This window comes from Modestobacter italicus (genome assembly GCF_000306785.1).
Classification (GTDB): domain Bacteria; phylum Actinomycetota; class Actinomycetes; order Mycobacteriales; family Geodermatophilaceae; genus Modestobacter; species Modestobacter italicus.
This window is the reverse complement of sequence record NC_017955.1, coordinates 3,369,350-3,392,153: the sequence shown is the minus strand read 5'-3', so window position 1 is coordinate 3,392,153 and position 22,804 is coordinate 3,369,350. Positions and strand designations below refer to the sequence as shown.

17 protein-coding genes and 1 tRNA gene are annotated in these 22,804 nt (G+C 72.8%); 11 read left to right on the top strand and 7 right to left on the bottom strand.

Annotation, left to right across the window (positions count from 1 at the left end):
- The first annotated feature begins 47 nt into the window (after positions 1–47).
- The 7 genes from trpB to MODMU_RS16215 all read left to right on the top strand — a co-directional run bounded on the left by trpB (position 48) and on the right by MODMU_RS16215 (position 12,311).
- Positions 48–1,442: a tryptophan synthase subunit beta gene (trpB, locus tag MODMU_RS16245; RefSeq protein ID WP_014741402.1), complete on the top strand. Its 1,395-nt coding sequence runs from the start codon at positions 48–50 to the stop codon at positions 1,440–1,442.
- Positions 1,439–2,317 carry a tryptophan synthase subunit alpha gene (gene trpA, locus MODMU_RS16240; protein ID WP_014741401.1) on the top strand — a complete coding sequence of 293 codons (879 nt, stop codon included), beginning with the start codon at positions 1,439–1,441 and terminating at the stop codon, positions 2,315–2,317. Before trpB ends, trpA begins: the two co-directional genes overlap by 4 nt.
- Positions 2,314–3,726 (top strand): prolipoprotein diacylglyceryl transferase, encoded by a 1,413-nt coding sequence (gene lgt, locus MODMU_RS16235; protein WP_014741400.1) that lies wholly within the window; start codon positions 2,314–2,316, stop codon positions 3,724–3,726. The genes trpA and lgt overlap by 4 nt, the downstream gene beginning before the upstream one ends.
- 1 nt (position 3,727) lies before the next feature.
- Positions 3,728–8,413, top strand: a complete 4,686-nt coding sequence (gene gltB / locus MODMU_RS16230; protein WP_014741399.1) for a glutamate synthase large subunit — start codon at positions 3,728–3,730, stop codon at positions 8,411–8,413.
- Positions 8,406–9,893, top strand: a complete 1,488-nt coding sequence (locus tag MODMU_RS16225; RefSeq protein ID WP_014741398.1) for a glutamate synthase subunit beta — start codon at positions 8,406–8,408, stop codon at positions 9,891–9,893. The genes gltB and MODMU_RS16225 overlap by 8 nt, the downstream gene beginning before the upstream one ends.
- Before the next feature lie 109 nt (positions 9,894–10,002).
- The gene (gene pyk / locus MODMU_RS16220) at positions 10,003–11,418 is read left to right on the top strand and encodes a pyruvate kinase (protein ID WP_014741397.1); all 1,416 of its coding nucleotides are present in this window, start codon (positions 10,003–10,005) and stop codon (positions 11,416–11,418) included.
- Positions 11,415–12,311 carry an acyl-CoA thioesterase gene (locus MODMU_RS16215; protein ID WP_014741396.1) on the top strand — a complete coding sequence of 299 codons (897 nt, stop codon included), beginning with the start codon at positions 11,415–11,417 and terminating at the stop codon, positions 12,309–12,311. Before pyk ends, MODMU_RS16215 begins: the two co-directional genes overlap by 4 nt.
- 13 nt (positions 12,312–12,324) lie before the next feature.
- Here MODMU_RS16215 and MODMU_RS16210 read toward each other — a convergent pair whose 3' ends face one another.
- Positions 12,325–14,052 carry an aminotransferase class V-fold PLP-dependent enzyme gene (locus MODMU_RS16210; protein ID WP_014741395.1) on the bottom strand — a complete coding sequence of 576 codons (1,728 nt, stop codon included), beginning with the start codon at positions 14,050–14,052 and terminating at the stop codon, positions 12,325–12,327.
- Positions 14,053–14,526: 474 nt separating this feature from the next.
- Positions 14,527–14,600: transfer RNA gene (locus MODMU_RS16205), tRNA-Leu, on the bottom strand.
- Positions 14,601–14,669: 69 nt separating this feature from the next.
- On the opposite strand from MODMU_RS16205, the gene MODMU_RS16200 reads away from it, so the two are divergent.
- The 4 genes from MODMU_RS16200 (at position 14,670) to MODMU_RS16185 (ending at position 17,751) form a co-directional block, all read left to right on the top strand.
- Entirely contained in the window at positions 14,670–15,287 is a 618-nt protein-coding gene (locus MODMU_RS16200; protein ID WP_014741394.1) for an ANTAR domain-containing response regulator, read from the top strand.
- A 245-nt stretch (positions 15,288–15,532) separates the two neighbouring features.
- Complete coding sequence (locus MODMU_RS16195) at positions 15,533–16,879, top strand: ABC transporter substrate-binding protein (RefSeq protein ID WP_051144006.1); 1,347 nt, start codon at positions 15,533–15,535, stop codon at positions 16,877–16,879.
- Between the two features lie 120 nt (positions 16,880–16,999).
- Positions 17,000–17,329 (top strand): hypothetical protein, encoded by a 330-nt coding sequence (locus MODMU_RS16190; RefSeq protein WP_014741392.1) that lies wholly within the window; start codon positions 17,000–17,002, stop codon positions 17,327–17,329.
- Positions 17,326–17,751, top strand: a complete 426-nt coding sequence (locus MODMU_RS16185) for a hypothetical protein (RefSeq protein WP_014741391.1) — start codon at positions 17,326–17,328, stop codon at positions 17,749–17,751. The genes MODMU_RS16190 and MODMU_RS16185 overlap by 4 nt, the downstream gene beginning before the upstream one ends.
- Before the next feature lie 67 nt (positions 17,752–17,818).
- Here the strand turns inward: MODMU_RS16185 and MODMU_RS16180 are convergent, their stop codons facing one another.
- The 5 genes from MODMU_RS16180 to MODMU_RS16160 all read right to left on the bottom strand — a co-directional run bounded on the left by MODMU_RS16180 (position 17,819) and on the right by MODMU_RS16160 (position 22,705).
- Positions 17,819–18,670, bottom strand: a complete 852-nt coding sequence (locus tag MODMU_RS16180) for an ABC transporter ATP-binding protein (RefSeq protein ID WP_014741390.1) — start codon at positions 18,668–18,670, stop codon at positions 17,819–17,821.
- The gene (locus tag MODMU_RS16175; RefSeq protein WP_014741389.1) at positions 18,667–19,713 is read right to left on the bottom strand and encodes an ABC transporter ATP-binding protein; all 1,047 of its coding nucleotides are present in this window, start codon (positions 19,711–19,713) and stop codon (positions 18,667–18,669) included. The genes MODMU_RS16180 and MODMU_RS16175 overlap by 4 nt, the downstream gene beginning before the upstream one ends.
- Positions 19,703–20,701 carry a branched-chain amino acid ABC transporter permease gene (locus tag MODMU_RS16170; RefSeq protein WP_014741388.1) on the bottom strand — a complete coding sequence of 333 codons (999 nt, stop codon included), beginning with the start codon at positions 20,699–20,701 and terminating at the stop codon, positions 19,703–19,705. The genes MODMU_RS16175 and MODMU_RS16170 overlap by 11 nt, the downstream gene beginning before the upstream one ends.
- 4 nt (positions 20,702–20,705) lie before the next feature.
- Positions 20,706–21,956 (bottom strand): branched-chain amino acid ABC transporter permease, encoded by a 1,251-nt coding sequence (locus MODMU_RS16165; protein ID WP_014741387.1) that lies wholly within the window; start codon positions 21,954–21,956, stop codon positions 20,706–20,708.
- 326 nt (positions 21,957–22,282) lie between these two features.
- Entirely contained in the window at positions 22,283–22,705 is a 423-nt protein-coding gene (locus MODMU_RS16160; protein WP_014741386.1) for a PaaI family thioesterase, read from the bottom strand.
- Positions 22,706–22,804: the final 99 nt, after the last annotated feature.

Below are 22,804 nucleotides of genomic sequence, written 5' to 3'. Positions count from 1 at the left end.
AGGGGCCCTTCTCCGAGAGAGGGCGGCGAGGTCCCTACGCTGGGGGCATGACCCTCTCCGCGCACGCCCCGGCCCCTGACGTCCCCGACGCCACGGCGCGCCCGGAGTGGCCGGACGCGACCGGGCACTTCGGCGTCTACGGCGGCCGGTTCGTCCCCGAGGCGCTGGTCGCCGCCCTCGACGAGCTCACCGAGGCCTACGAGGCCATGCGGGTCGACCCCGCCTTCATCGCCGAGTTCGCCCGGCTGCAGCGCGACTACACCGGCCGGCCCAGCCCGGTCACCGAGGTCGCCCGGTTCGCCGAGCACTGCGGCGGCGCCCGGGTGCTGCTCAAGCGCGAGGACCTCAACCACACCGGCTCGCACAAGATCAACAACGTGCTGGGCCAGGCGCTGCTCACCAAGCGCATCGGCAAGACCCGGGTGATCGCCGAGACCGGTGCCGGGCAGCACGGGGTGGCAACCGCGACCGCCGCCGCGCTGATGGGGCTGTCCTGCACCGTGTACATGGGCGAGGAGGACACCCGGCGGCAGGCGCTCAACGTCGCCCGGATGCGGCTGCTGGGCGCCGAGGTCATCCCGGTCACCACCGGGTCGCGCACCCTCAAGGACGCGATCAACGAGGCGTTCCGCGACTGGGTGACCAACGTGGAGACCACGAACTACGTCTTCGGCACCGTCGCCGGCCCGCACCCGTTCCCGGCGATGGTCCGCGACTTCCAGCGGGTGATCGGCGACGAGGCCCGCGAGCAGGTCCTCGAGCGGGAGGGCCGGCTGCCCGACGTCGTCCTGGCCTGCGTCGGCGGCGGGTCGAACGCGATCGGCATCTTCACCGCGTTCGTGCCCGACGACGGCGTCCGGCTGGTCGGCCTGGAGGCCGGCGGGGACGGCGTGGACACCGGCCGGCACGCCGCCACGATCACCGGCGGCGACCCCGGGGTGCTGCACGGCGCCCGCTCCTACCTGCTGCAGGACGACAACGGGCAGACGATCGAGTCGCACTCGATCTCGGCGGGCCTGGACTACCCGGGGGTCGGCCCCGAGCACGCCTTCCTGCACGACATCGGACGCGCGGAGTACCGCCCGGTCACCGACGCCGAGGCGATGGAGGCGTTCGCGCTGCTCTGCCGCACCGAGGGCATCATCCCGGCGATCGAGTCCGCGCACGCCCTCGCCGGCGCGATGGTGGTCGGCCGGGAGCTGGGTCCGGACGCGCTGCTGCTGGTCAACCTCTCCGGCCGCGGGGACAAGGACGTCGAGACGGCGAGCGCCTGGTTCGGCCTCGGGGAGCACACCGCCCCGACCGACGAGGACGAGCGGGCCGTCGAGGCCGGCCGGGGCGCCGAGCCCGGCCCCGGGCTGGACGACGACCAGCAGCCCACCGAGGGCGCGGTCAGCAACGACGAGGCCGTCGCCGGTCAGGATGCGGGGGAGCAGGCGTGAGCGCGCCCGAGGACGACGGCGGAGTGAGCATCGCAGCGAGCGCCAGCGAGCGAGGAGCGGAGCGGAGCCGGAGTCGAGGCAGTCTGCTGGCTGATGCGATCGGGGCGGCCAAGGCCGAGGGGCGGGCGGCGCTGATCGCCTACCTGCCGGTCGGCTACCCCGACGTCGACACCTCCATCGCCGCCATGGTGGCCGCCGTCGAGGGCGGGGCGGACGTCGTCGAGGTCGGCGTCCCGTACTCCGACCCCGGCATGGACGGCCCGGTGATCCAGGAGGCGGTGGACGTCGCCGTCCGGGCCGGGGTGGGCATGCGCGACGTGCTGCGGGCCGTGACCGCGGTGGCCGAGGCCGGCGCGGTGCCGGTGGTGATGAGCTACTGGAACCCGATCGAGCGCTACGGCGTCGACCGGTTCGCCGACGACCTGGCCGCCGCCGGGGGAGCGGGGGCGATCACCCCCGACCTCATCCCCGACGAGGCCTCGGCCTGGCTGGCCGCGACCGAGCGCACCGGCCTGGACCGGGTGTTCCTGGTCGCGCCGAGCTCGACCGACACCCGGCTGGCCGCCACCGCCGAGGCCTCGCGCGGCTTCGTCTACGCCGCCTCCACCATGGGGGTCACCGGCACCCGGGCCACCGTCGGCGACGCCGCCGAGCGGCTGGTCGCCCGCACCCGCTCGGTCACCGGCACCGCGGTCTGCGTGGGCCTCGGCGTCTCCAGCGGGGACCAGGCCGCGGAGGTCGCGGCCTTCGCCGACGGCGTCATCGTCGGCTCCGCCTACGTCCGGGCCCTGCTGGCCGGCGAGGGCGCCGACGGCGTGCGTGTCCTGTCGCAGGAGCTCGCCGCGGGCGTCCGGCGTGCGAAGGTGCGCGCATGACCGTGCTCGCCGCGATCCCGAGCCCCACCCAGGGGGTCTGGGAGCTCGGGCCCTTCCCGCTGCGCGGCTACGCGCTGTGCATCATCGCCGGCATCGTGCTGGCCTGCTGGCTGGGTGACCGCCGCTGGGTCGCCCGCGGCGGTGCGCCCGGTGACGTGCTGGACATCGCGGTGTGGATGGTGCCCTTCGGCATCATCGGCGGCCGGCTCTACCACGTGGTCACCACCCCGGAGCCCTACTTCGGTGAAGGCGGGGACCCGATCCGGGCGCTGGCCATCTGGGAGGGCGGCCTGGGCATCTGGGGCGCGATCGCGCTGGGCGGCGTCGGCGCGTGGATCGGCTGCCGGCGCCGGCGGATCCCGCTGCCGGCCTTCGCCGACGCGCTCGCCCCGGGGATCGTGCTCGCCCAGGCCGTCGGCCGGCTGGGCAACTGGTTCAACAACGAGCTGTACGGCCGGGCCACCGACCTCCCGTGGGCGCTGACCATCCACCGGTGGGACTCCTCGGCCGGCCGGGCCCTCATCGGTGCCGACGGCCGGGCCGAGGTGCTGGGCACCTTCCACCCGACCTTCCTGTACGAGCTGCTGTGGGACGTCGGGGTCGCGCTGCTGGTCATCTGGGCCGACCGCCGCTTCAAGCTCTCGCACGGCCGGGCGTTCGCGCTCTACGTCGCCGCCTACTGCCTGGGCCGGCTGTGGATCGAGTCGCTGCGGATCGACACCGCCGAGCACTTCTTCGGCGTCCGGCTCAACGTCTTCACCTCCCTGGTCGTGGGCCTGCTGGCCGTGGCCTACCTGGTCGCCCAGCGCGGGCGCCCCCGCGAGGTCATCACCCGCGGCGCGGACCGGGCCGGTGCCCGCACGCAGGCCGCGGCGCCCGCCGCCGACCCGTCCACCGGGCAGTCCGGCGAGCCGGCCACCGGGCACCCGGTGGAGACGCCGGCCGACGGCGCGGGGGCCGGCGGACGCCGCCCGACGAGGGCGCCGACCCGCCCCGGGGCTGACCCTCGGCGAGCCCTCGGCGGCGTGCCGGGAGGAGACATGTACGACACCTGGTCGACATGTCGCGTACCTGCTGTGTCTGTGTACGCTCGCAGCGGCCGACCAGCGATCCTGGGCCGGCCGGCGACGTCGGACCGGGCCAGTGCTGCCCCGCGCACGACCACCCCGCGGCCACCCGTCCCCGCGGGTGCGCGGTCCCTGGGCCGGCTCCGGAGCAACCGGGTCCCGCTGGCCGATGTCCCACCCGTCGGACCGTCCCGGTCCCGAGACCGCCCCCAGCCCGAGCACCGCCCCCACAGCACTGACCACCCGGCGGGGTCGCGCGACCCCCCGCACCAGCGCCTCCCTCCCGGCTCCGTTCGCGGGCACCGGTGGAGGACCGCCGCGGCCAGCCGACGACGGGAGTGACATGACCGACCTCGCCGCCCCCTCCGCGCCCGCCAGCGATGGGGCCCGACCGTTCTCCACGGCACCGGGCACCGCTGTGCCGTTCTCCGCACTCCCTGCTGCCGCCGGCCTGTACGACCCGGCCCGGGAGCACGACGCCTGCGGTGTGGCCTTCGTCGCCGACGCCCGCGGCCGCCGCTCGCGGTCGATCGTCACGGCCGGGCTCACCGCCCTGCACAACCTCGACCACCGCGGCGCGGCCGGCTCCGAGCCCAACTCCGGGGACGGCGCGGGGATCCTGACCCAGGTCCCCGACGCCCTGCTGCGCGCCGTCGTCGACTTCGACCTGCCGCCGGTGGGGGAGTACGCCGTCGGCATCGCCTTCCTGCCGGCCGACGAGGCCGAGCGGGCGCAGGTGGTCGACGCGGTCGCCGGCCTCGCCGCCGAGGAGGGGCTGGCCGTCCTCGGCTGGCGCGAGCTGCCGGTCGACCCCGACGGCGCCGACCTCGGCCCGACCGCCCGCCGGGTGATGCCGCACTTCGCCCAGCTGTTCGTCGCCGAGACCACCGGCGCCCGCGCCGACTCGGCCTTCGGCGGCACGGTCGCCCCGCACGGGGTCACCCGGCTGGAGCGCCGCTCGTTCGTGCTGCGCAAGCGGGTGGAGCGCGCCGCGCGGGACGCCGGCACCAGCTGCTACATCGCCTCGCTGTCCTCCCGCACGATCACCTACAAGGGCATGCTGACCACCGACCAGCTGCCCGCGTTCTTCCCCGACCTGCGCGACGAGCGCTACGAGTCGGCGATCGCACTGGTCCACAGCCGGTTCTCGACCAACACCTTCCCGAGCTGGCCGCTGGCCCACCCGTTCCGGTTCATCGCGCACAACGGCGAGATCAACACCATCAAGGGCAACCGGAACCGGATGCGCGCCCGCGAGGCGAAGCTGGAGACGGCGCTGTTCGACGGCCCGGCCGGCCCGGCGAGCGAGCTCGGGCTGGAGCGGATCTTCCCGGTCACCGCCAGCGACTTCAGCGACTCGGCCACCTTCGACGAGGTGCTCGAGCTGCTGCACCTGTCCGGCCGCTCGCTGCCGCACGCCGTGCTGATGATGATCCCGGAGGCCTGGGAGAACCACGACGAGATGGACCCGGCCCGCCGGGCCTTCTACCGGTTCCACTCCTCGATCATCGAGGCCTGGGACGGACCGGCCTGCGTGGCGTTCACCGACGGCAGCCTGATCGGCGCGGTGCTCGACCGCAACGGCCTGCGCCCCGGCCGCTGGTGGAAGACCAAGGACGACCTGGTCGTGCTGGCCAGCGAGGCCGGCGTGCTGGACATCCCGGCCGGCGACGTCGTCGCCAAGGGCCGGCTGCAGCCGGGCCGGATGTTCCTGGTCGACACCGAGGCCGGCCGGATCGTCGAGGACGAGGAGGTCAAGGGGGCTCTCGCCGCCGCCCAGCCCTACGACGACTGGCTGCACGCCGGCCTGGTGCACCTGCCCTCGCTGCCCGAGCGGCGGCGCTCGCGGCCCAGCCACGAGTCCGTCGTCCGGCGTCAGCAGCTCTTCGGCTACACCGAGGAGGAGCTGCGCGTCCTGGTGCAGCCGATGGCGGCCAGCGGCACCGAGCCGATCGGCTCGATGGGCACCGACACCCCGATCGCCTCGCTGTCGGACCGCTCGCGGCAGCTCTACGACTACTTCAGCCAGCTGTTCGCCCAGGTGACCAACCCGCCGCTGGACGCCATCCGCGAGGAGCTGGTGACCAGCCTGGGCCGCACCTTCGGGCCCGAGCAGAACCTGCTCGAGGCCACCCCGGCGTCCTGCCGGCAGGTGTTCCTGCCCTACCCGGTCATCGACAACGACGAGCTGGCCAAGATCCTGCACATCGACGACGACGGCGACCTGCCCGGCTTCGCCGCCGTCCGGGTCACCGGTCACTTCGACGTCACCGGCGGGGGGCCGGCGCTGGCCCAGGCGATCACCGACCTGCGCACCAAGGTGAGCAAGGCGATCGCGGCCGGCGCGCGGGTCATCGTGCTCTCCGACCGGGACTGCGACGAGAAGCGCGCACCGATCCCGTCGCTGCTGATGACCGCCGCCGTCCACCACCACCTGGTGCGCGAGCGCACCCGGATGCAGGTCGGCCTGGTCGTGGAGTCCGGCGACTGCCGCGAGGTGCACCACGTCGCGCTGCTGCTCGGCTACGGGGCGGCCGCGGTCAACCCCTACCTGGCCTTCGAGAGCGTCGAGGACCTGATCCGCACCGGCACGCTCACCGGCGTCCAGCCCGCCCAGGCCGTCCGCAACGTGGTCAAGGCCATGGGCAAGGGCGTGCTGAAGGTGATGAGCAAGATGGGCATCAGCACCGTCGGCTCGTACACGATGGCGCAGATCTTCGAGACCGTCGGGCTGAGCAAGGCCGTCGTCGACGAGTACTTCACCGGCACCTCGGCCACCCTCGACGGCGTCGGCCTCGACGTGCTCGCCGAGGAGGTGGCCATGCGCCACCGCCGGGCCTACCCGGCCAACGCCACCGAGACGGCGCACCGCCGGCTGGAGACCGGCGGGGAGTACCAGTGGCGCCGCGAGGGCGAGGTGCACCTGTTCAACCCCGAGACGGTGTTCCTGCTCCAGCACGCCACCCGGTCCCGGCAGTACGACGTCTTCCAGCGCTACACCGACACCGTCGACGGGCTGTCCGCCGAGGCGGCGACCCTGCGCGGGCTGTTCGGCCTCACGCCCGACCGGCCGCCGGTGCCGATCGAGGAGGTCGAGCCGGCCAGCGAGATCGTCAAGCGCTTCCAGACCGGCGCGATGAGCTACGGCTCCATCTCCGCCGAGGCGCACGAGACCCTGGCGATCGCGATGAACCGGCTCGGTGGGCGGTCCAACACCGGCGAGGGCGGCGAGGACCCCGACCGGTTCAGCCCCGACCCGAACGGCGACCTGCGCCGGTCGTCGATCAAGCAGGTGGCCAGCGGCCGGTTCGGCGTCACCAGCGAGTACCTGGTCAACGCCGACGACATCCAGATCAAGATGGCCCAGGGCGCCAAGCCCGGTGAGGGCGGTCAGCTGCCGGGCAGCAAGGTCTACCCGTGGGTGGCCCGCACCCGGCACTCCACGCCGGGCGTCGGCCTGATCAGCCCGCCGCCGCACCACGACATCTACTCGATCGAGGACCTCAAGCAGCTCATCCACGACCTGAAGAACGCCAACGACCAGGCGCGGGTGCACGTCAAGCTGGTGTCGGAGTCCGGCATCGGCACGGTCGCGGCCGGGGTGAGCAAGGCCAAGGCCGACGTCGTCCTGGTGTCCGGCTTCGACGGCGGCACCGGCGCGGCGCCGCTGACCTCGCTCAAGCACGCCGGCACGCCGTGGGAGATCGGCCTGGCCGAGACCCAGCAGACGCTGCTGGCCAACGGGCTGCGCGACCGGATCGTCGTCCAGGTCGACGGGCAGATGAAGACCGGCCGGGACGTCGTCGTGGCCGCGCTGCTGGGTGCCGAGGAGTTCGGCTTCGCCACCGCGCCGCTGGTCGTCGAGGGCTGCGTGATGATGCGCGTCTGCCACCTGGACACCTGCCCGGTCGGCGTCGCGACGCAGAACCCGGAGCTGCGCAAGCGGTTCACCGGCAAGCCGGAGTTCGTCGTCACCTTCTTCGAGTTCATCGCCCAGCAGGTGCGCGAGATCCTGGCGCAGCTCGGCTTCCGGTCGATCGACGAGGCAGTCGGGCGCGCCGAGGTCCTCGACGTCCAGCCCGCGGTCGACCACTGGAAGGCCGCCGGGCTCGACCTGACCCCGGTGCTCGCCGTGCCGGAGCTGCCCGAGGGCACCCCGCGACGGCGGGTCCAGGACCAGGACCACGGCCTGGACGTGGCGCTGGACCAGACGCTGATCCAGCTCTGCGAGGGCGCGCTGCTCGACGCGCGGCCGGTGCGCCTGGAGCTGCCGGTGCGCAACGTCAACCGCACCGTCGGCACGATGCTGGGCTCGATGGTGACCCGCCGCTTCGGCGGCGAGGGGCTGCCCGACGGCACGATCGAGCTGACCTTCACCGGGTCGGCCGGGCAGTCCTTCGGCGCCTTCCTGCCCCGCGGGATCAGCATGACCCTGGTCGGGGACGCCAACGACTACGTGGGCAAGGGCCTGTCCGGCGGGCGCGTCGTCGTCCGGCCGGCGGCCGAGGCCACGTTCGCCGCCGAGGACAACGTCATCGCCGGCAACGTCATCGGCTACGGCGCGACCAGCGGCGAGCTCTTCCTGCGCGGCCGGGTCGGCGAGCGCTTCTGCGTGCGCAACTCCGGTGCGCTGGCCGTCGTCGAGGGCGTGGGCGACCACGCGCTGGAGTACATGACCGGCGGGACGGCGGTCATCCTGGGCGCCACCGGTCGCAACATCGCCGCGGGCATGTCCGGCGGGGTCGGCTACGTGCTCGACCTGGCCCGGCACCGGGTCAACGGCGAGATGGTCGACATCGAGGAGCTCGACGGTGAGAGCTCCCAGTGGCTCCGGGACGTCCTGGAGCGCTACCGGGAGGCCACCGACTCGGCCGTGGCGACCAGCCTGCTGGCCGACTGGGGCCGCTGGTCGGGGCGGTTCAGCGTGATCATGCCGCGGGACTACCGGCGGGCGACGGAGGCCCGGCGGGCCGCCGAGGCCGCGGGGTACGACGTGGACCGAGCTGTCATGGAGGCGGCACGTGGTTGACAGCACCGGGTTCCTGAAGTTCGACCGGCAGATGCCCCCGCGGCGGCCGGTGGAACTGCGCCTGCTGGACTGGAAGGAGGTGTACCTGACCCGCGAGACGGGTGAGGACGCCGTCTTCCCGGTGCAGGCCGTCCGCGAGCAGGCGGCACGCTGCATGGACTGCGGCATCCCGTTCTGCCACCACGGCTGCCCGCTGGGCAACCTCATCCCGGAGTGGAACGACCTCGCCCGCCGGGACGACTGGCAGGAGGCGATCGAGCGGCTGCACGCGACCAACAACTTCCCGGAGTTCACCGGGAAGCTGTGCCCGGCGCCGTGCGAGTCCGCCTGCGTGCTCAACCTGGAGAACGCGCCGGTCACGATCAAGCAGATCGAGTGGGAGATCATCGACCAGGCGTTCGTGAACGGCTGGGTGACCCCGCAGCCGCCGGCGGAGCTCACCGGGCGGAAGGTCGCCGTCGTCGGCTCCGGCCCGGCCGGGCTGGCCGCGGCCCAGCAGCTCACCCGCGCCGGGCACGAGGTGACCGTCTACGAGCGGGACGACCGGATCGGCGGCCTGCTCCGCTACGGCATCCCCGAGTTCAAGATGGAGAAGCGCCACCTGGACCGGCGGCTGGACCAGATGCGCGCCGAGGGCACCCGCTTCGTCACCGACGCCGACGTCGGCGGCACCGGCGAGGGCGCGCTGACGACCGAGGCGCTGCGCGCCGAGCACGACGCCGTGGTGCTGGCGATCGGCACGCCGGTCGCCCGTGACCTGCCGCTGCCGGGCCGGGACCTCGACGGCGTCCACTTCGCGATGGAGTACCTGCCGTTCGGCAACCGGGAGGCCATCGGCGAGCTGGACGACCCGCCGCTGTCGGCCGAGGGCAAGCACGTGGTGATCATCGGCGGCGGCGACACCGGCGCGGACTGCCTGGGCACCGCCCACCGGCAGGGCGCGGCGTCGGTGGCCCAGCTGGACTACAAGCCGGCACCCACCGGCACCCGCCCGCAGGACAACCCGTGGCCCACCTACGAGATGATCCTGCGGGTCTCGCCGGCCCACGAGGAGGGCGGCGAGCGGCTGTTCGCGGTCAACACCGAGGCGTTCCTCGGCGACGACGAGGGCCGGGTGCGGGCGATCGAGGTCGTGGAGATCGAGGTCGTCGACGGGAAGCGGCAGCCCAAGCCGGACAGCACCCGCGAGCTGCCCGCGGACCTGGTGCTGCTGGCGCTGGGCTACACCGGTCCGCAGACCGCCGGCCTGGTCGAGGAGCTCGGCTGCGTGGTCGACGAGCGCGGCCGGGTCGCCCGGGACGCCGAGTACATGTCCACCGTCCCCGGCGTGTTCGTGGCCGGGGACATGGGCCGCGGTCAGTCGCTCATCGTCTGGGCGATCGCCGAGGGCCGCGCCGCGGCCGGGGCGGTCGACGACTGGCTGACCGGCAACTCGATGCTGCCCCGCCCGGTCACCCCGGACGCCGTCCCGCTGCGGTAGCCACACGCTGATCACCAGGACAGATACGTCCTGGACGACTGCCGCCCCTCGGGGGGACACAGCGGACCCGGTCCGCTGCAGCCACCCGAGGGGCGGCTAGTTTTGGCCCATGTCTCGTCGCGCGAAGATCGTCTGCACACTGGGTCCGGCCACGGGGTCCCTGGAGCAGATCACCGCCCTCGTCGAGGCCGGCATGGACGTCGCCCGCCTCAACTTCAGCCACGGCAAGCACGCCGACCACGAGACGGCCTACCGGAACGTGCGGGCCGCGTCGGACACCGTCGGCCGGGCCGTGGCCGTGCTCGCCGACCTGCAGGGCCCCAAGATCCGCCTCGGCACGTTCGCCGACGGCCCGGTCGTCTGGGAGACCGGCAGCCGGGTCTGCATCACCGTCGAGGACGTCCCCGGCACCGCCGACCGGGTCTCCACCACCTACAAGGACCTCGCCAACGACGCGCGCGTCGGTGACCGGCTGCTGGTCGACGACGGCAAGCTGGCGCTGACCGTCGTCGACGTCACCGGCCCGGACGTCTTCTGCCTGGTGCTCGAGGGCGGTCCGGTCTCGAACAACAAGGGCCTGTCGCTGCCCGGCGTCGCGGTGAGCGTCCCGGCGATGTCGGAGAAGGACGCCGAGGACCTGCGCTTCGCCCTCTCCCTCGGGGTCGACTTCGTCGCGCTGTCGTTCGTGCGGCACGCCCGCGACGTCGAGCTGGTGCGCGAGATCATGCGCCAGGAGGACGTCGAGGTGCCGGTGATCGCGAAGCTGGAGAAGCCCGAGGCGGTCGAGAACCTCGACGCGATCGTCAAGGCGTTCGACGGCATCATGGTCGCCCGCGGCGACCTGGGCGTGGAGCTGCCGCTGGAGCAGGTCCCGCTGGTGCAGAAGCGCGCCGTCCAGGCCGCCCGCGAGCGCAACAAGCCGGTCATCGTGGCCACCCAGATGCTGGAGTCCATGATCGAGAACTCCCGGCCGACCCGCGCCGAGGCCTCCGACGTGGCCAACGCCGTGCTCGACGGTGCGGACGCGGTGATGCTGTCCGGGGAGACCTCGGTCGGCAAGTACCCGATCGTCGCGGTGAAGACGATGGAGCGGATCATCGACGCCGTCGAGACCGACGAGGTCCGGGTGCCCGAGCTCAGCCGGCCGCGCAACAACCGGTCCGGCGCGATCGTCCGGGCCGCCAAGGACATCGGTGAGGCGCTGGACGTCTCCGCGCTGGCCGCCTTCACCTTGACCGGCAAGACCGCGCAGCTGCTCGCCGCGCTGCACACCCGGCTGCCGATCCTCGCCTTCACCACCGACCCCGCGGTCCGCAGCCGGCTGGCGCTGTCCTGGGGCGTGGAGACCTTCCTGGTGCCCGAGGTCACCCACACCGACGACATGGTCGGTCAGGTCGACTTCTCGCTGATGTCCATCGGCCGGCTGCGGGAGGGCGACAAGGTCGTGGTGGTGGCCGGCAGCCCGCCGAACACCGCCGGGTCGACCAACCTCGTCCGGGTGCACGAGGTGGGTACGGAGGCGTGAGCTCGTCCTCGGGGTCGGGGGCGTCCGCGGCCGCCTCGCCGGCCGCGGAGCTGATGGAGGTCCTCGACCTCGAGGAGCGCGGCCCCGACCTCTACGTCGGCACCACGCCGTCGTCGCCGCTGCAGCGGATCTTCGGCGGGCAGGTCGCCGCCCAGGCGCTGACGGCGGCGCAGGCGACCGTGGCCGCAGGCCGCCCGGTGCACTCGCTGCACTCGTACTTCCTGCGGCCGGGCGACCCGCACGAGGAGATCCGCTACGAGGTCGACCGCATCCGCGAGGGGCGGACGTTCAGCACCCGGCGGGTGGTGGCTCGGCAGACCCGCAAGGGCGAGGACGTCGCCATCTTCGCGCTGACGGCGGACTTCACGGCAGGGGAGCGGGCGCTGGTCGAGCACTCGCTGCCGATGCCCGACGTCCCCGGTCCCGAGGGGCTGCCCGGGCTGGCCGAGGTCGCCGCCGCGCACCCCGGCCGGGCCGACGCCTCCAACGCGATCTCCCGCGCCGTCGAGCAGCGCTACCTGTCCGACCCCTACGACCCGGAGCCGCGGCTGCCGCCGGACACCGCGTTCCGGGTCTGGTTCCGGGTCTCCGGGCGGCTGCCCGACGACGAGGCGGTGCACGCGGCCGCCCTGACCTTCGTCAGCGACCTGACGTTGTTGTCGGCCGGGCTGGCCCGCATCGGCGGCGGCTGGGGCGGGTCCACGGTGGGCGCCAGCCTCGACCACGCCGTCTGGTTCCACCGGCCGGTGCGCGCCGACGAGTGGTTCCTGTACGAGACCGACAGCCCGGCGGCCGCCAGCGGGCGTGCGCTCTGCTTCGGGCAGATCTGGGCGGCGGACGGCACGCACGTGGCCACCGTCGTCCAGGAGGGGCTGCTCCGCTCGCTCGGCTGACCGCCCCCGCGGGTCAGCCCTGGCCGTCGGCCGGCTGCGGAGCCGGGTCGGCGTGCAGGTCGGTCTGGGCGGCCACCTGGGTGGCCGACTCGTCCCAGGCCGCCGGGGTCTCGACGGCGGGGACCTCCACCGGCGGGACGACGAGCTGCTCGGGCTCCTCGGCCGCCGGCTCCACCGGCGCCTCGGTGGCGGCCGCTGCCGCGGCCTCGGCCTCCCGGCGGGCGCGGAGCTGCTCCTCGGCGGCCTCCCGCTCGCGGAGCTCGGCCGCCCGGCGCTCGGCGGCCTGCTCCTCGAAGTCCCGCGCCAGCCAGTCGTGCGCCTCGCCCAGCAGCGCCCAGACCCGCTCGACGTGCTCCCGGGTGGTCGCCGGTGCGCCGATGGCCACCCGCAGCACCGCGGCGCCGTCGACGGTGGTGTGGGTCAGGAAGACCTCGCCGCCGTCGTTGAGCCGGTCGAGCAGGGTCATGGTGGCGACGTCGGCGTCGATCCCCGGTGCCCACCGCGGCCGCAGGCAGACCAGCGAGAACGGGTGCGGGGCGGCGACGTCGAAGCGCTCGTCGGCGTCCGCCCAGCCGGCCAGCTCCTGGGCCAGGGCGACGTGGCTGCGGACGTGCTCGCGGAGGCCCTCGGCGCCGTACCAGCGGACGACGAACCACAGCTTGAGGGCGCGGAACCGGCGGCCCAGCTCGATCTGCCAGTCGCGGTAGTCGACGACCGCGCCGGTGTCGGTGGCGGCGTTGCGCAGGTACTCCGGGAGGATCGACAGGGCCCCGGTGAGGGCGGCCCGGTCGGCGACCCAGAACAGCGTCGCGTCGAAGCCGGTGAGCAGCCACTTGTGCGCGTCGGTGGTGTAGCTGTCGGCCCACTCGACACCGGCCTGCAGCGCGCGCAGCTCCGGGGCGACGGCGCTGACCCCGGCGTAGGCGGCGTCGACGTGCAGCCACACCCCGTGCTGCTGGCAGATCGGGCCGAGCTCGGCGAGCGGGTCGATCGCGGTGGTCGACGTCGTCCCGACCGTGGCGCAGACCAGGACCGGGGTGTAGCCCCGGGCGACGTCCCGTTCGAGCCGCTGGGCCAGCGCCCGCGGGTTCATCGCCAGGTCGGGGCCGACCTCGACGATCCGGATGGCGTCGGTGCCCAGCCCGGCGATCCGGGCCGCCTTCTCCATCGAGCTGTGCGTCTCGGCGGAGACGTAGACGGTGTGGTCCTCGGGCCGGACGCCGTGCCGCAGGGTCGCGCCCTTGCTGGCCCGGTGCAGGGCCGCCAGCAGGGCGACCAGGTTGGCGCCGGAGCTGGAGTCCTGCACGACGCCGCCGCCGCTGCCGGTGGAGCGGAAGGACTCCGGCAGGCCCAGCAGGTCGGCGAACCAGTCCATGACGTGCTGCTCGAGCTCCGTGGCGGCCGGGCTGGTCACCCAGGACATGCCCTGCACGCCGAGGCCGGCGGACACCAGGTCGCCGAGCACCGAGGGCCCGGAGGTGTTGGCCGGGAAGTAGCCGAAGAACCCGGGGTGCTGCCAGTGGGTGACGCCGGGCAGCACGACCCGGTCCAGGTCGGCCAGGACGGCGGAGAACGGCTCGCCCTGCTCCGGCGCGGTCGGCGGCAGCGAGGCGCGGACGTCACCGGGGGAGACCTGCGAGCGGACCGGGAAGGAGCCGATGCGCTCCCAGTAGTCGGCGATCCAGTCCACGACCTCGTGGCCGTGCTGGCGGAACTGCTCAGGGGTCATGTGGCCGGTCACGGAGCCAACTTAGGCGGCCCGCCAGGACCGCGTGCCGCAGGGCGGGGGAGGACCGGTGACCGGGGTCCGCCCTGTCGTGAGGAGTGGGGCCCGGAGGGTCCCGCGATCGAACGACGAAGCGGCTCAACGGCGGCGGGGGACGGCTCCTGGAGGCGGGGCTCGTCGTCCTGTCGTGAGGAGTGGGGCCCGGAGGGTCCCGCGATCGAGCGACGAAGCGGCTCAACGGCCGTCGGGGACGGCTCCTGGAGGCGGTGCTCGTCGTCCTGTCGTGAGGAGTGGGGCCCGGAGGGTCCCGCGATCGAGCGACGAAGCGGCTCAACGGCCGTCGGGGACGGCTCCTGGAGGCGGTGCTCGTCGTCCTGTCGTGAGGAGTGGGGCCCGGAGGGTCCCGCGATCGAGCGACGAAGCGGCTCAACGGCGCTCGGGAACGGCTCTTGGCTGCGGTGCGGTCCGTCAGGATCGCAATTTGCAGAGTGCCCCCGGTGCGACTCGAACGCACACTGCGCGGGTTTTGAATCCGCTCCCTCTGCCGATTGGGGTACGGGGGCCAGCACAACCGGGTGATCAGCAGCCTATCCGGCAGCCGGTCGCTGGCTGCGGTCGCTAGGCTCACCCCCGTGAGCAGCCAGCCGACCCGTGTCCTCATCGCCGAGGACGAGGCACTCATCCGCCTCGACCTCAAGGAGATGCTGGAGGAGGAGGGGTACGTCGTCGTCGCCGAGGTCGGTGACGGTCAGGCGGCCGTCGACCAGGCCCAGCAGCTCCGCCCCGACCTCGTGATCGTCGACGTGCAGATGCCCGTCCTGGACGGGATCGCCGCGGCGGAGCAGATCGCCTCGGCCCGGATCGCCCCGGTCATCGTGCTGACCGCGTTCAGCCAGCGGGAGCTGGTCGAGCGGGCGCGCGACGCCGGTGCGATGGCCTACCTGGTCAAGCCGTTCTCCAAGAACGACCTGGTCCCGGCGATCGAGGTCGCCGTGGGCCGGTTCCAGGAGATGCACGCCCTGGACGCCGAGGTCACCGACCTCAAGGAGCGCCTCGAGGCCCGCAAGGTGGTCGAGCAGGCCAAGGGCCGGCTGATGGCCGACCGCGGCATGACCGAGGCCGAGGCGTTCCGCTGGATCCAGCGGACGGCGATGAACGAGCGCACCTCGATGAAGGCGCTCGCCCAGGCGATCCTGGCCACCGAGACGGCCGACGAGGCGACTCCGGCGGGTGGCCCCACCGGGTCCTGATCCAGCGCCGACCACTCCGCGGCGCGTCACACGGTCGGTTGCGACCGTGTGACGCGCCGTTCGCGCATGTGGCGGGCGTGCATCGGTGAGGTCACAACCCCATCACGGTGCGTTCGAGGGTGCCTCAGGGCGCTCGGACGGCGGTTAGGTTCTCCGCACTGATCGGGCGCCCGACAGGCGATGCAGCCTGCCGAGCAGCACCGATGGAGATCGACACGGATCGACACACCTCTGGGAGTTCCTTGATGCGCACAGGCACCATCGCCCGCGCGACCGCCCTCTCCGGTGCCGCCCTGCTCGCACTGACCGCCTGCGGCGGCAGTGACGACAGCGGTGACAGCGGCAGCAGCGACAGCGGCAGCGGCGGCTCGAGCAGCGAGAAGCAGGTCAACGTCTACGGCACCGACGGCAACATGGGCAACGCCCTCGGCGAGGACTTCACCGAGACCGGCGCCCTGGCGGGGATGAAGGGCACCCTGCCGCTGACGGAGCTGTCCGGTGACTTCAAGGACCGCCTGCTCCAGCTCAACCCCCAGCTCGTCGACTACAACTACGCCGGTGAGTCGTACGACGCGACCATGCTGATCGCGCTGGCGGCGCAGTCCGCCGGTGACACGAAGGCGACCGTCTTCGGCCCGTACGTCAACGCCCTGACCGTGACCGGCGAGAAGTGCTCCGACTTCGCGGCGTGCCTGGCGATCATCCAGGCCGGCGGGGACGTCGACTACGACGGCTTCTCCGGGCCGCTCAGCTTCACCGACGCCGGCGAGCCCGCGCAGGCCAGCTTCGGTCTGCAGCAGTTCGGCGACGACAACAAGATCGATGACTCGAAGACGCAGTTCGTCATCGCCGGCGACGAGGCCAACGCCACCACCAACGCCGGCCCCGCCCCGGTCGCCAACCCGCCGGCCAGCGCCACTCCGCTGACCATCGGCACCCTGCTGCCCGAGACCGGCAACCTCGCCTTCCTCGGCCCGCCGGAGGTCGCCGGCGTCCAGCTGGCGATCAACGACATCAACGCCGCTGGTGGTGTGCTCGGCTCACCGATCACCCTGGTCACCGGTGACTCGGGCGACGCGTCGACCGACACCGCCACCCAGACCGTCGACCGCCTGCTGCAGTCCGGCGTCAACGCGATCATCGGTGCGGCGTCCTCGGGCGTGAGCCTGACCGTGATCGACACGATCACCCAGGCCGGCGTCATGCAGATCTCGCCCGCCAACACGTCGGACCAGTTCACGACGTACAACGACCAGAACCTGTACTTCCGCACCGCGCCGCCGGACCTGCTGCAGGCCCGCGCGCTGGCCGACCTGATCGGCGCCGACGGCAACAACACCGTCGGCATCCTCGCCACCAACGACCCCTACGGCACCGGGCTGGCGGAGAACACCAAGAACAACCTGGTCGCCGACGGCCTGCCGGAGGACTCGATCCAGAGCGTCATCTACGACCCGCAGGCGGCGAACTACGACGCCGAGGTGCAGCAGATGACCGAGTTCAGCCCCGACGCGATCGTCGTCATCGGGTTCGAGGAGTCCTCGCGGATCATCCAGGGCCTGAACACGAACGGTGTCGGCCCCCAGCGCTGATCAGCTGATCAGCGTGTGACACCTGCTCCAGGCTGCGGCCCGGCACCCACCAGGGTGCCGGGCCGCAGTGCTGTCCGGGCACGGGGAGCGGGGTCGGCGCGGGCACCTCAGACTGCCCGGGTGGCCGACCGTGCGCGACTGCTGTCCCGCTACCGCGAGCTGGTGCTCGACGAGCTGCCCCGCCAGGCCCGCGCCGAGGGGTGGGTGGTCACCGCCGACCACTGCTTCGGCCGGATCGTCCTCGACCACGCCGTCCAGGCCCGCTGGTACGACGTCCTGGACCGCCGGAGGTCACCGGCCTTCGCCCAGCTGGACGACGACCGGCTGGCCGCCGCGGTGGCTCTCGCCGAGCGGATCGCCGCCGAGGGCGACCCGTTGCTGCGGGAGCTGGACGCGCAGAGCCTCGCCTGGCGGGGGAAGCGTGCCGGCGGGCGGGCGCGGCCCGCGTGAGCGCGGTGGCGGTCGCGCACCTGCTCCTGGTGGGCGGCTACGCGGGCTTCCAGTGGACCGTGCGGGCGCTGGTCTACCCGCAGTTCGCCGCGGTGCCGCCCGGCTCGTTCGCCGCCTACGAGGGCAGCCACTCGCGCCGGATCGCCCGGGTGGTGGGGCCGTTGTTCGTCGGCCAGCTGGTCACCACCGGCTGGCTGCTGGTCCAGCGGCCGGCGGGCGTGCTGGTGCCGGCGCTGCTGGTCAGCGCCGGGTGCCTCGCGGTGGTGCTGGGGGTGACCGCGCTGGTCGCCGTGCCGCAGCACCGGGCACTGGGCGCGGGCTTCGACCGGGCGGCGTACGCGCGGCTGCTGCGCGCCGACGACGTCCGGGTGGTGGCGGCCAGCGTGAACGTGGTGGCCAGCGCCTGGGCGGTGCTGGGCTGACCCCGGACGACGGACGGCGCCGCCCCCCGTGAAGGGAACGGCGCCGTCCGGGCGGTGCTCGTCCTGGTTACTGGGCCTTGGCCAGCGTGCCCAGGTACAGCTCGATCACCTTGGGGTCGTGCATCAGCGACTCGCCGGTGTCGGTGTAGGCGTTGCGCCCCTGGTCCAGGACGTAGCCGCGGTCGCAGATCTGCAGGCACCGGCGGGCGTTCTGCTCGACCATGATGATCGAGACCCCGGTGGCGTTGATCCGGCGGCAGCGGATGAACACCTCGTCCTGCAGGGCGGGGGAGAGGCCCGCGGAGGGCTCGTCGAGCAGCAGCACCGACGGGTCCATCATCAGCGCCCGGCCCATCGCCACCATCTGGCGCTCACCACCGGAGAGCGCGCCGGCCTTGCCCTTGCGCCGCTCGCCGAGCAGCGGGAAGAGGTCGATGACGTAGTCGAAGCGCTCCTTGAAGGTCTTCGGCCGGAGGTACACGCCCATCTGCATGTTCTCCTCGATGGTGAGCGAGGGGAACACGTTGTTGTTCTGCGGCACGTAGCCGACCCCGAGCTGCACGAGCTTGTGCGCCGGTGCCGACGTGATCGACTCCCCGCGGAGGGTGACCCCGCCCGACCGCACCGGGATCAGCCCGAACAGCGCCTTCAGCAGCGTCGACTTCCCGGCGCCGTTGGGGCCGATGATGCCGACCAGCTCGCCGTCCTGCAGGTAGAAGTCGCAGCCCCGGAGGATGTTGACGCCGGGGACGTACCCGGCGACCAGGTCGTCGGCGCGGACCAGCGCCCCCTCGGCGAGCTTGACGTGCTCCTCCCGGGTGGCGGCCTTCTCTGCGGGGGAGAGCTCGGCGCCGGTCGCCGTCGCCGCCCGGGTGAGGTCCTCCCCGGTCTCGTCGACCTCGAACAACGGCTCGCTCATCGGGTGCTCCCGTCACTGCTGATCTCGTCGGTGCCGTGCCGGCCCGTGGACCGCCCGTCCTCGCGGCCGAGCGCGGCGTCGGCCTCGGCGAGGACGCGGTCCTCCTCCTCGACCGTCAGCGGTGCGTCGTGGTGGGCGCCGAGGTAGGCGTCGACGACGGCCTTGTTCTGGCTGATCGACTCCGGCGGGCCCTCGGCGATGATCTTGCCGGCGGCCATGACGACGACCCAGTCGCTGATGTCGCGGACGACGTCCATGTCGTGCTCGACGAAGATGACCGTCATCCCCTCCTCGCGGAGGTCCTTGACGTGCCCCAGCAGGCTCTGGGTGAGCGCCGGGTTCACCCCGGCCATCGGCTCGTCGAGCATGACGACCTTCGGGTCGCTCATCAGCGCGCGGGCCATCTCCAGCAGCTTGCGCTGACCACCGGAGAGGATCCCGGCGAAGTCGTCCTTCTTGGCGTCGAGCTTGAACCGCCGGAGCAGGTCCATCGCCCGCTCGGTGTTCTCCTTCTCCTGCGCGCGCCACCCGCCGGGCACCAGGGCCCGCAGGAAGCTCTCCCCCTTCTGGCCCTGCGCGCCGAGCAGCATGTTCTGCAGCACGGTGAGCCGGGACAGCGCCTTGGTGAGCTGGAAGGTGCGCACGACGCCCAGCCGAGCGACCTGGTGGGGCGAGAGCTTGCCCAGGTCCCGGCCGTCGAAGGACCAGGTGCCCGTGTTGGGCTGGTCGAACCCGGTGAGCAGGTTGAACAGCGTGGTCTTGCCGGCGCCGTTGGGGCCGATCAGCCCGGTGATGCCACCACGCTGCACCTCGAGGTGGTCGACCGAGACGGCGGTCAGGCCACCGAAGGTCCGGGTGACCTTGTCGACGACGATGGCCGGGTCGGGCTTGGCCACGCCGACCTCCCAGGGGAGGTCCTTGAGGGCCGCCTGGGCCAGGCGCTGCGGGATCCGGCCGGCGGCCGACTCGCGTGTCGGTGCGGCCGCAGGGACCTCATCAGGACCTGCGGCATGGGCGCCGTGGGCCGTGGGCTCAGCGGGCATCGAGCATCACCTCTCGTCGGTCACCGAAGATGCCCTGGGGACGGAACACCAGCAACAGCATGAGCCCGATCCCGACCAGGACGAAGCGGATCTGCGCCACGTCGGTGGAGGAGAGCAACGTGTCGGGGATGGCGCCGTTGGAGATCAGCGCCCGCAGCCCGGTGTCGGCGAACTGCAGGATGAACAGCAGGATCATGGAACCGATGACCGGGCCGAGCACCCGGGCTGCACCGCCGAGGATCAGCGCGCCGTAGGCCAGGAACGTGTTGGCGTTCTGGTACTGGTCCGGGATCGCCGACCCGGTGCCCACGGCGTAGACCATGCCGCCGAAGGCGCCGATCACACCGCCGAGCACCAGCGCCTGCATCTTGTAGCTGTAGACGTTCTTGCCCAGTGCCCGGACGGCGTCCTCGTCCTCGCGGATGGCCTTGACCACCCGGCCCCACGGGCTGCGCATGAGCTGCCAGACCAGCAGCGTGAACACCGTGACGATGAGCCAGCCGACCAGGGCCACCCAGAGCTCGCCGCCGCTCCACGAGGTGCCCAGGATGTTGTAGCGCTCCTGGGTGTCCCAGGGGGCGAGGGCGATGAAGGAGCTGTTGAAGGCCGAGAGGCCGCGGGTGCCACCGGTGACCGGGGTGGCCGACACCGACCGGAACAGCAGGCGTAGTCCCTCGGCGACGGCGATCGTGACGATCGCCAGGTAGTCGGCCCGCAGCCGCAGGGTCGGCAGGCCCAGCAGCAGCGCGAGCACGACGGCGGAGGCGATCGCGATGAGCACGCCGACCCAGAAGGGCAGACCCCACTGGCTCACCGAGATGGCGATGCCGAAGCCGCCGAGCATGGCGAAGGCGATCTGCCCGAAGTTGAGCAGCCCGGTGTACCCGAAGTGCACGTTGATGCCGATGGCCAGCAGCGCGAAGAAGATCGCCTGGAAACCGAAGAAGGCCTTGCCGGCGACCTGGAAGGCGTCGATGAGGTCGGACATCGGGTCAGCCGATCCGAGCCCGGGACCCCAGGATGCCCTGGGGCCGGACGACGAGGATGACGATCAACAAGAGCAGGCCTCCGACGTACTTCACGTCACTCGGGATGATCAGGGTGGACATCTGCACGAACACACCGACGATGAGCGAGCCGACGAGGGCGCCGTAGGCCGTCCCGAGGCCGCCCAGGGTGACCCCGGCGAACATCAGCAGCAGCAGCCGGAAGCCCATGTCCCACTGGACCTGGTCGGACAGGCCGAGCAGCACGCCGCCGAGGGTGGCCAGCGCCCCGCCCATCATCCAGACCACGAGGATCACGCGGTCGACGTCGATGCCGGACGAGGCGGCCAGGTCGCGGTTGTCCGAGACGGCCCGCATCGCCTTGCCGATCTTGGTGCGCTGCAGCATCAGCGCGACGAGGACCAGCACGACCACCGAGACGGCGATCGAGGCGAGGGAACGGTTGGTCATGGTGAAGACCCCGTAGTCGACCGCCCGCTGGCTCTGGTAGTCGGCGTAGGGGTTGGAGAACCCGCCGTAGATGATCTGGATCAGGTAGCGCAGCACCAGCGACAGGCCGATGGAGACGACGAGCGCGGCGACCAGGCCGGTGCCCCGACGGCGCAGCGGACGCCACAGGCCCCGTTCGTTGAGGATGCCGACGCCGGCCCCGGCGATCATCGCGATGATCGTGGCCGGGATCAGCGGGACACCACCGCGGACGTTGATGTACCAGGCGATGACCGCACCGATCGTGACCAGCTCGCCGTGGGCGAAGTTGGTCAGCCCGGTGGTGCCGAAGATGAGCGAGAGACCGACGGCGCAGACGGCGATGAGCAGGCCGAAGCGGATGCCGTCGACCAGCAGCTGGACGGCTTCGATCGACCCGCCACCGGCGTTCGAGGTGCCGTCGACGAGGCCGAAGTTCACCGGCTGGGTACGGCCCGGGCCGACCGTCACCGTGACGCTGTCGCCGTTGGTGCCCAGGTCCACACCGGCGGGGAGATCGCCCTCGGCCAGGGTGACCACGTACTGGCCCGGTCCGGGCACCGGCACGGTGAACCGGCCGTCCTCGTCGGTGTCGACGGACTGGATCTCCGTGCCGTCGGCGGTCTCGACCTTCACCTCGACACCCTGGATGGGTCCGCTGCGGCTGGTCTGGAGCGTGCCGGTGACCGACTCGCCGACCGCCGAGGCGATCCCCGGTGCGAGCAGGGCGAAGGCCATCCCGAAGGCGGCGACGAGCAGGGTGAGCACCAGGGGGCGCGATGCGGCCCGTGAGCGCGACCTCGGCCGTCCGCTCACGAGGGGGGCAGCGGCCACCTCTGGTGTGCTGCTGATCCCACCCTGCCCGTGCGCGCGGTGCGGCGCGTGCGTCACTCGACCTCCCAGCCGTTGGTTGAGCCGGGACAGTAACCCACCCCTGTTACACACATCGACCTGCTGGGACGCACTGTGACCCTTCTGCGACACGCCGCTGTGCTACCGCCTCTGGAGGCTGCTCGGCAGGCGTTCTGAGCACTCCTTGTGCACGTCCGGGCACCCTCGGTACCCGCGTCGCGAGCCGGCCGGCGGCCCGCCGGTCAGGGCTGCTGCGGCGTGCGGGCCGGCCGGATCAGGCAGGTCAGCCGGGCGCTCGCGGTGGGCCGCCCGGCCTCGTCGCTGACCTGGATGAGGAACGTGGCCAGGGTGCGCCCGCGGCGCACCGGGGTGCAGACCGCCGTGACGACGCCGGACGTGGCGCCCCGCAGGTAGCTGGCGTTCAGCTCGATCCCGACGACGTCACCGCCGGGGCCGGCGTGCAGGATCGCCGCCCACGAGCCGATGCTCTCGGCCAGGGCGCAGGTCGCACCGCCGTGCAGCAGCCCGAACGGCTGCTCGTTCCCGGCGACCGGCATGGTGGCGACCAGCCGGTCGGGGTCGAAGTCGACGATCCGGATGCCGAGCTTGTCGTCGAGGGGACCCTGGGTGGCCGACGCCAGCCAGTCGGGACGCGGGGTGCTCACACGGTCACGTTAGCCATGGGCGCGCACGACCCTGGCGCCGCTGTGGGGCCCCGCGCTGAGCTTGCGGAGCGTGGGGGGCAGCGGGGTCCTTCTAGGATC

Coding starts and splice junctions, on each gene's coding strand:
- trpB (WP_014741402.1), top strand. CDS start 48: ATGACCCTCTCCGCGCACGCCCCGGCCCCTGACGTCCCCGACGCCACG.
- lgt (WP_014741400.1), top strand. CDS start 2,314: ATGACCGTGCTCGCCGCGATCCCGAGCCCCACCCAGGGGGTCTGGGAG.
- gltB (WP_014741399.1), top strand. CDS start 3,728: ATGACCGACCTCGCCGCCCCCTCCGCGCCCGCCAGCGATGGGGCCCGA.
- pyk (WP_014741397.1), top strand. CDS start 10,003: ATGTCTCGTCGCGCGAAGATCGTCTGCACACTGGGTCCGGCCACGGGG.
- MODMU_RS16195 (WP_051144006.1), top strand. CDS start 15,533: ATGCGCACAGGCACCATCGCCCGCGCGACCGCCCTCTCCGGTGCCGCC.
- MODMU_RS16180 (WP_014741390.1), bottom strand. CDS start 18,670: ATGAGCGAGCCGTTGTTCGAGGTCGACGAGACCGGGGAGGACCTCACC.
- MODMU_RS16175 (WP_014741389.1), bottom strand. CDS start 19,713: ATGCCCGCTGAGCCCACGGCCCACGGCGCCCATGCCGCAGGTCCTGAT.
- MODMU_RS16170 (WP_014741388.1), bottom strand. CDS start 20,701: ATGTCCGACCTCATCGACGCCTTCCAGGTCGCCGGCAAGGCCTTCTTC.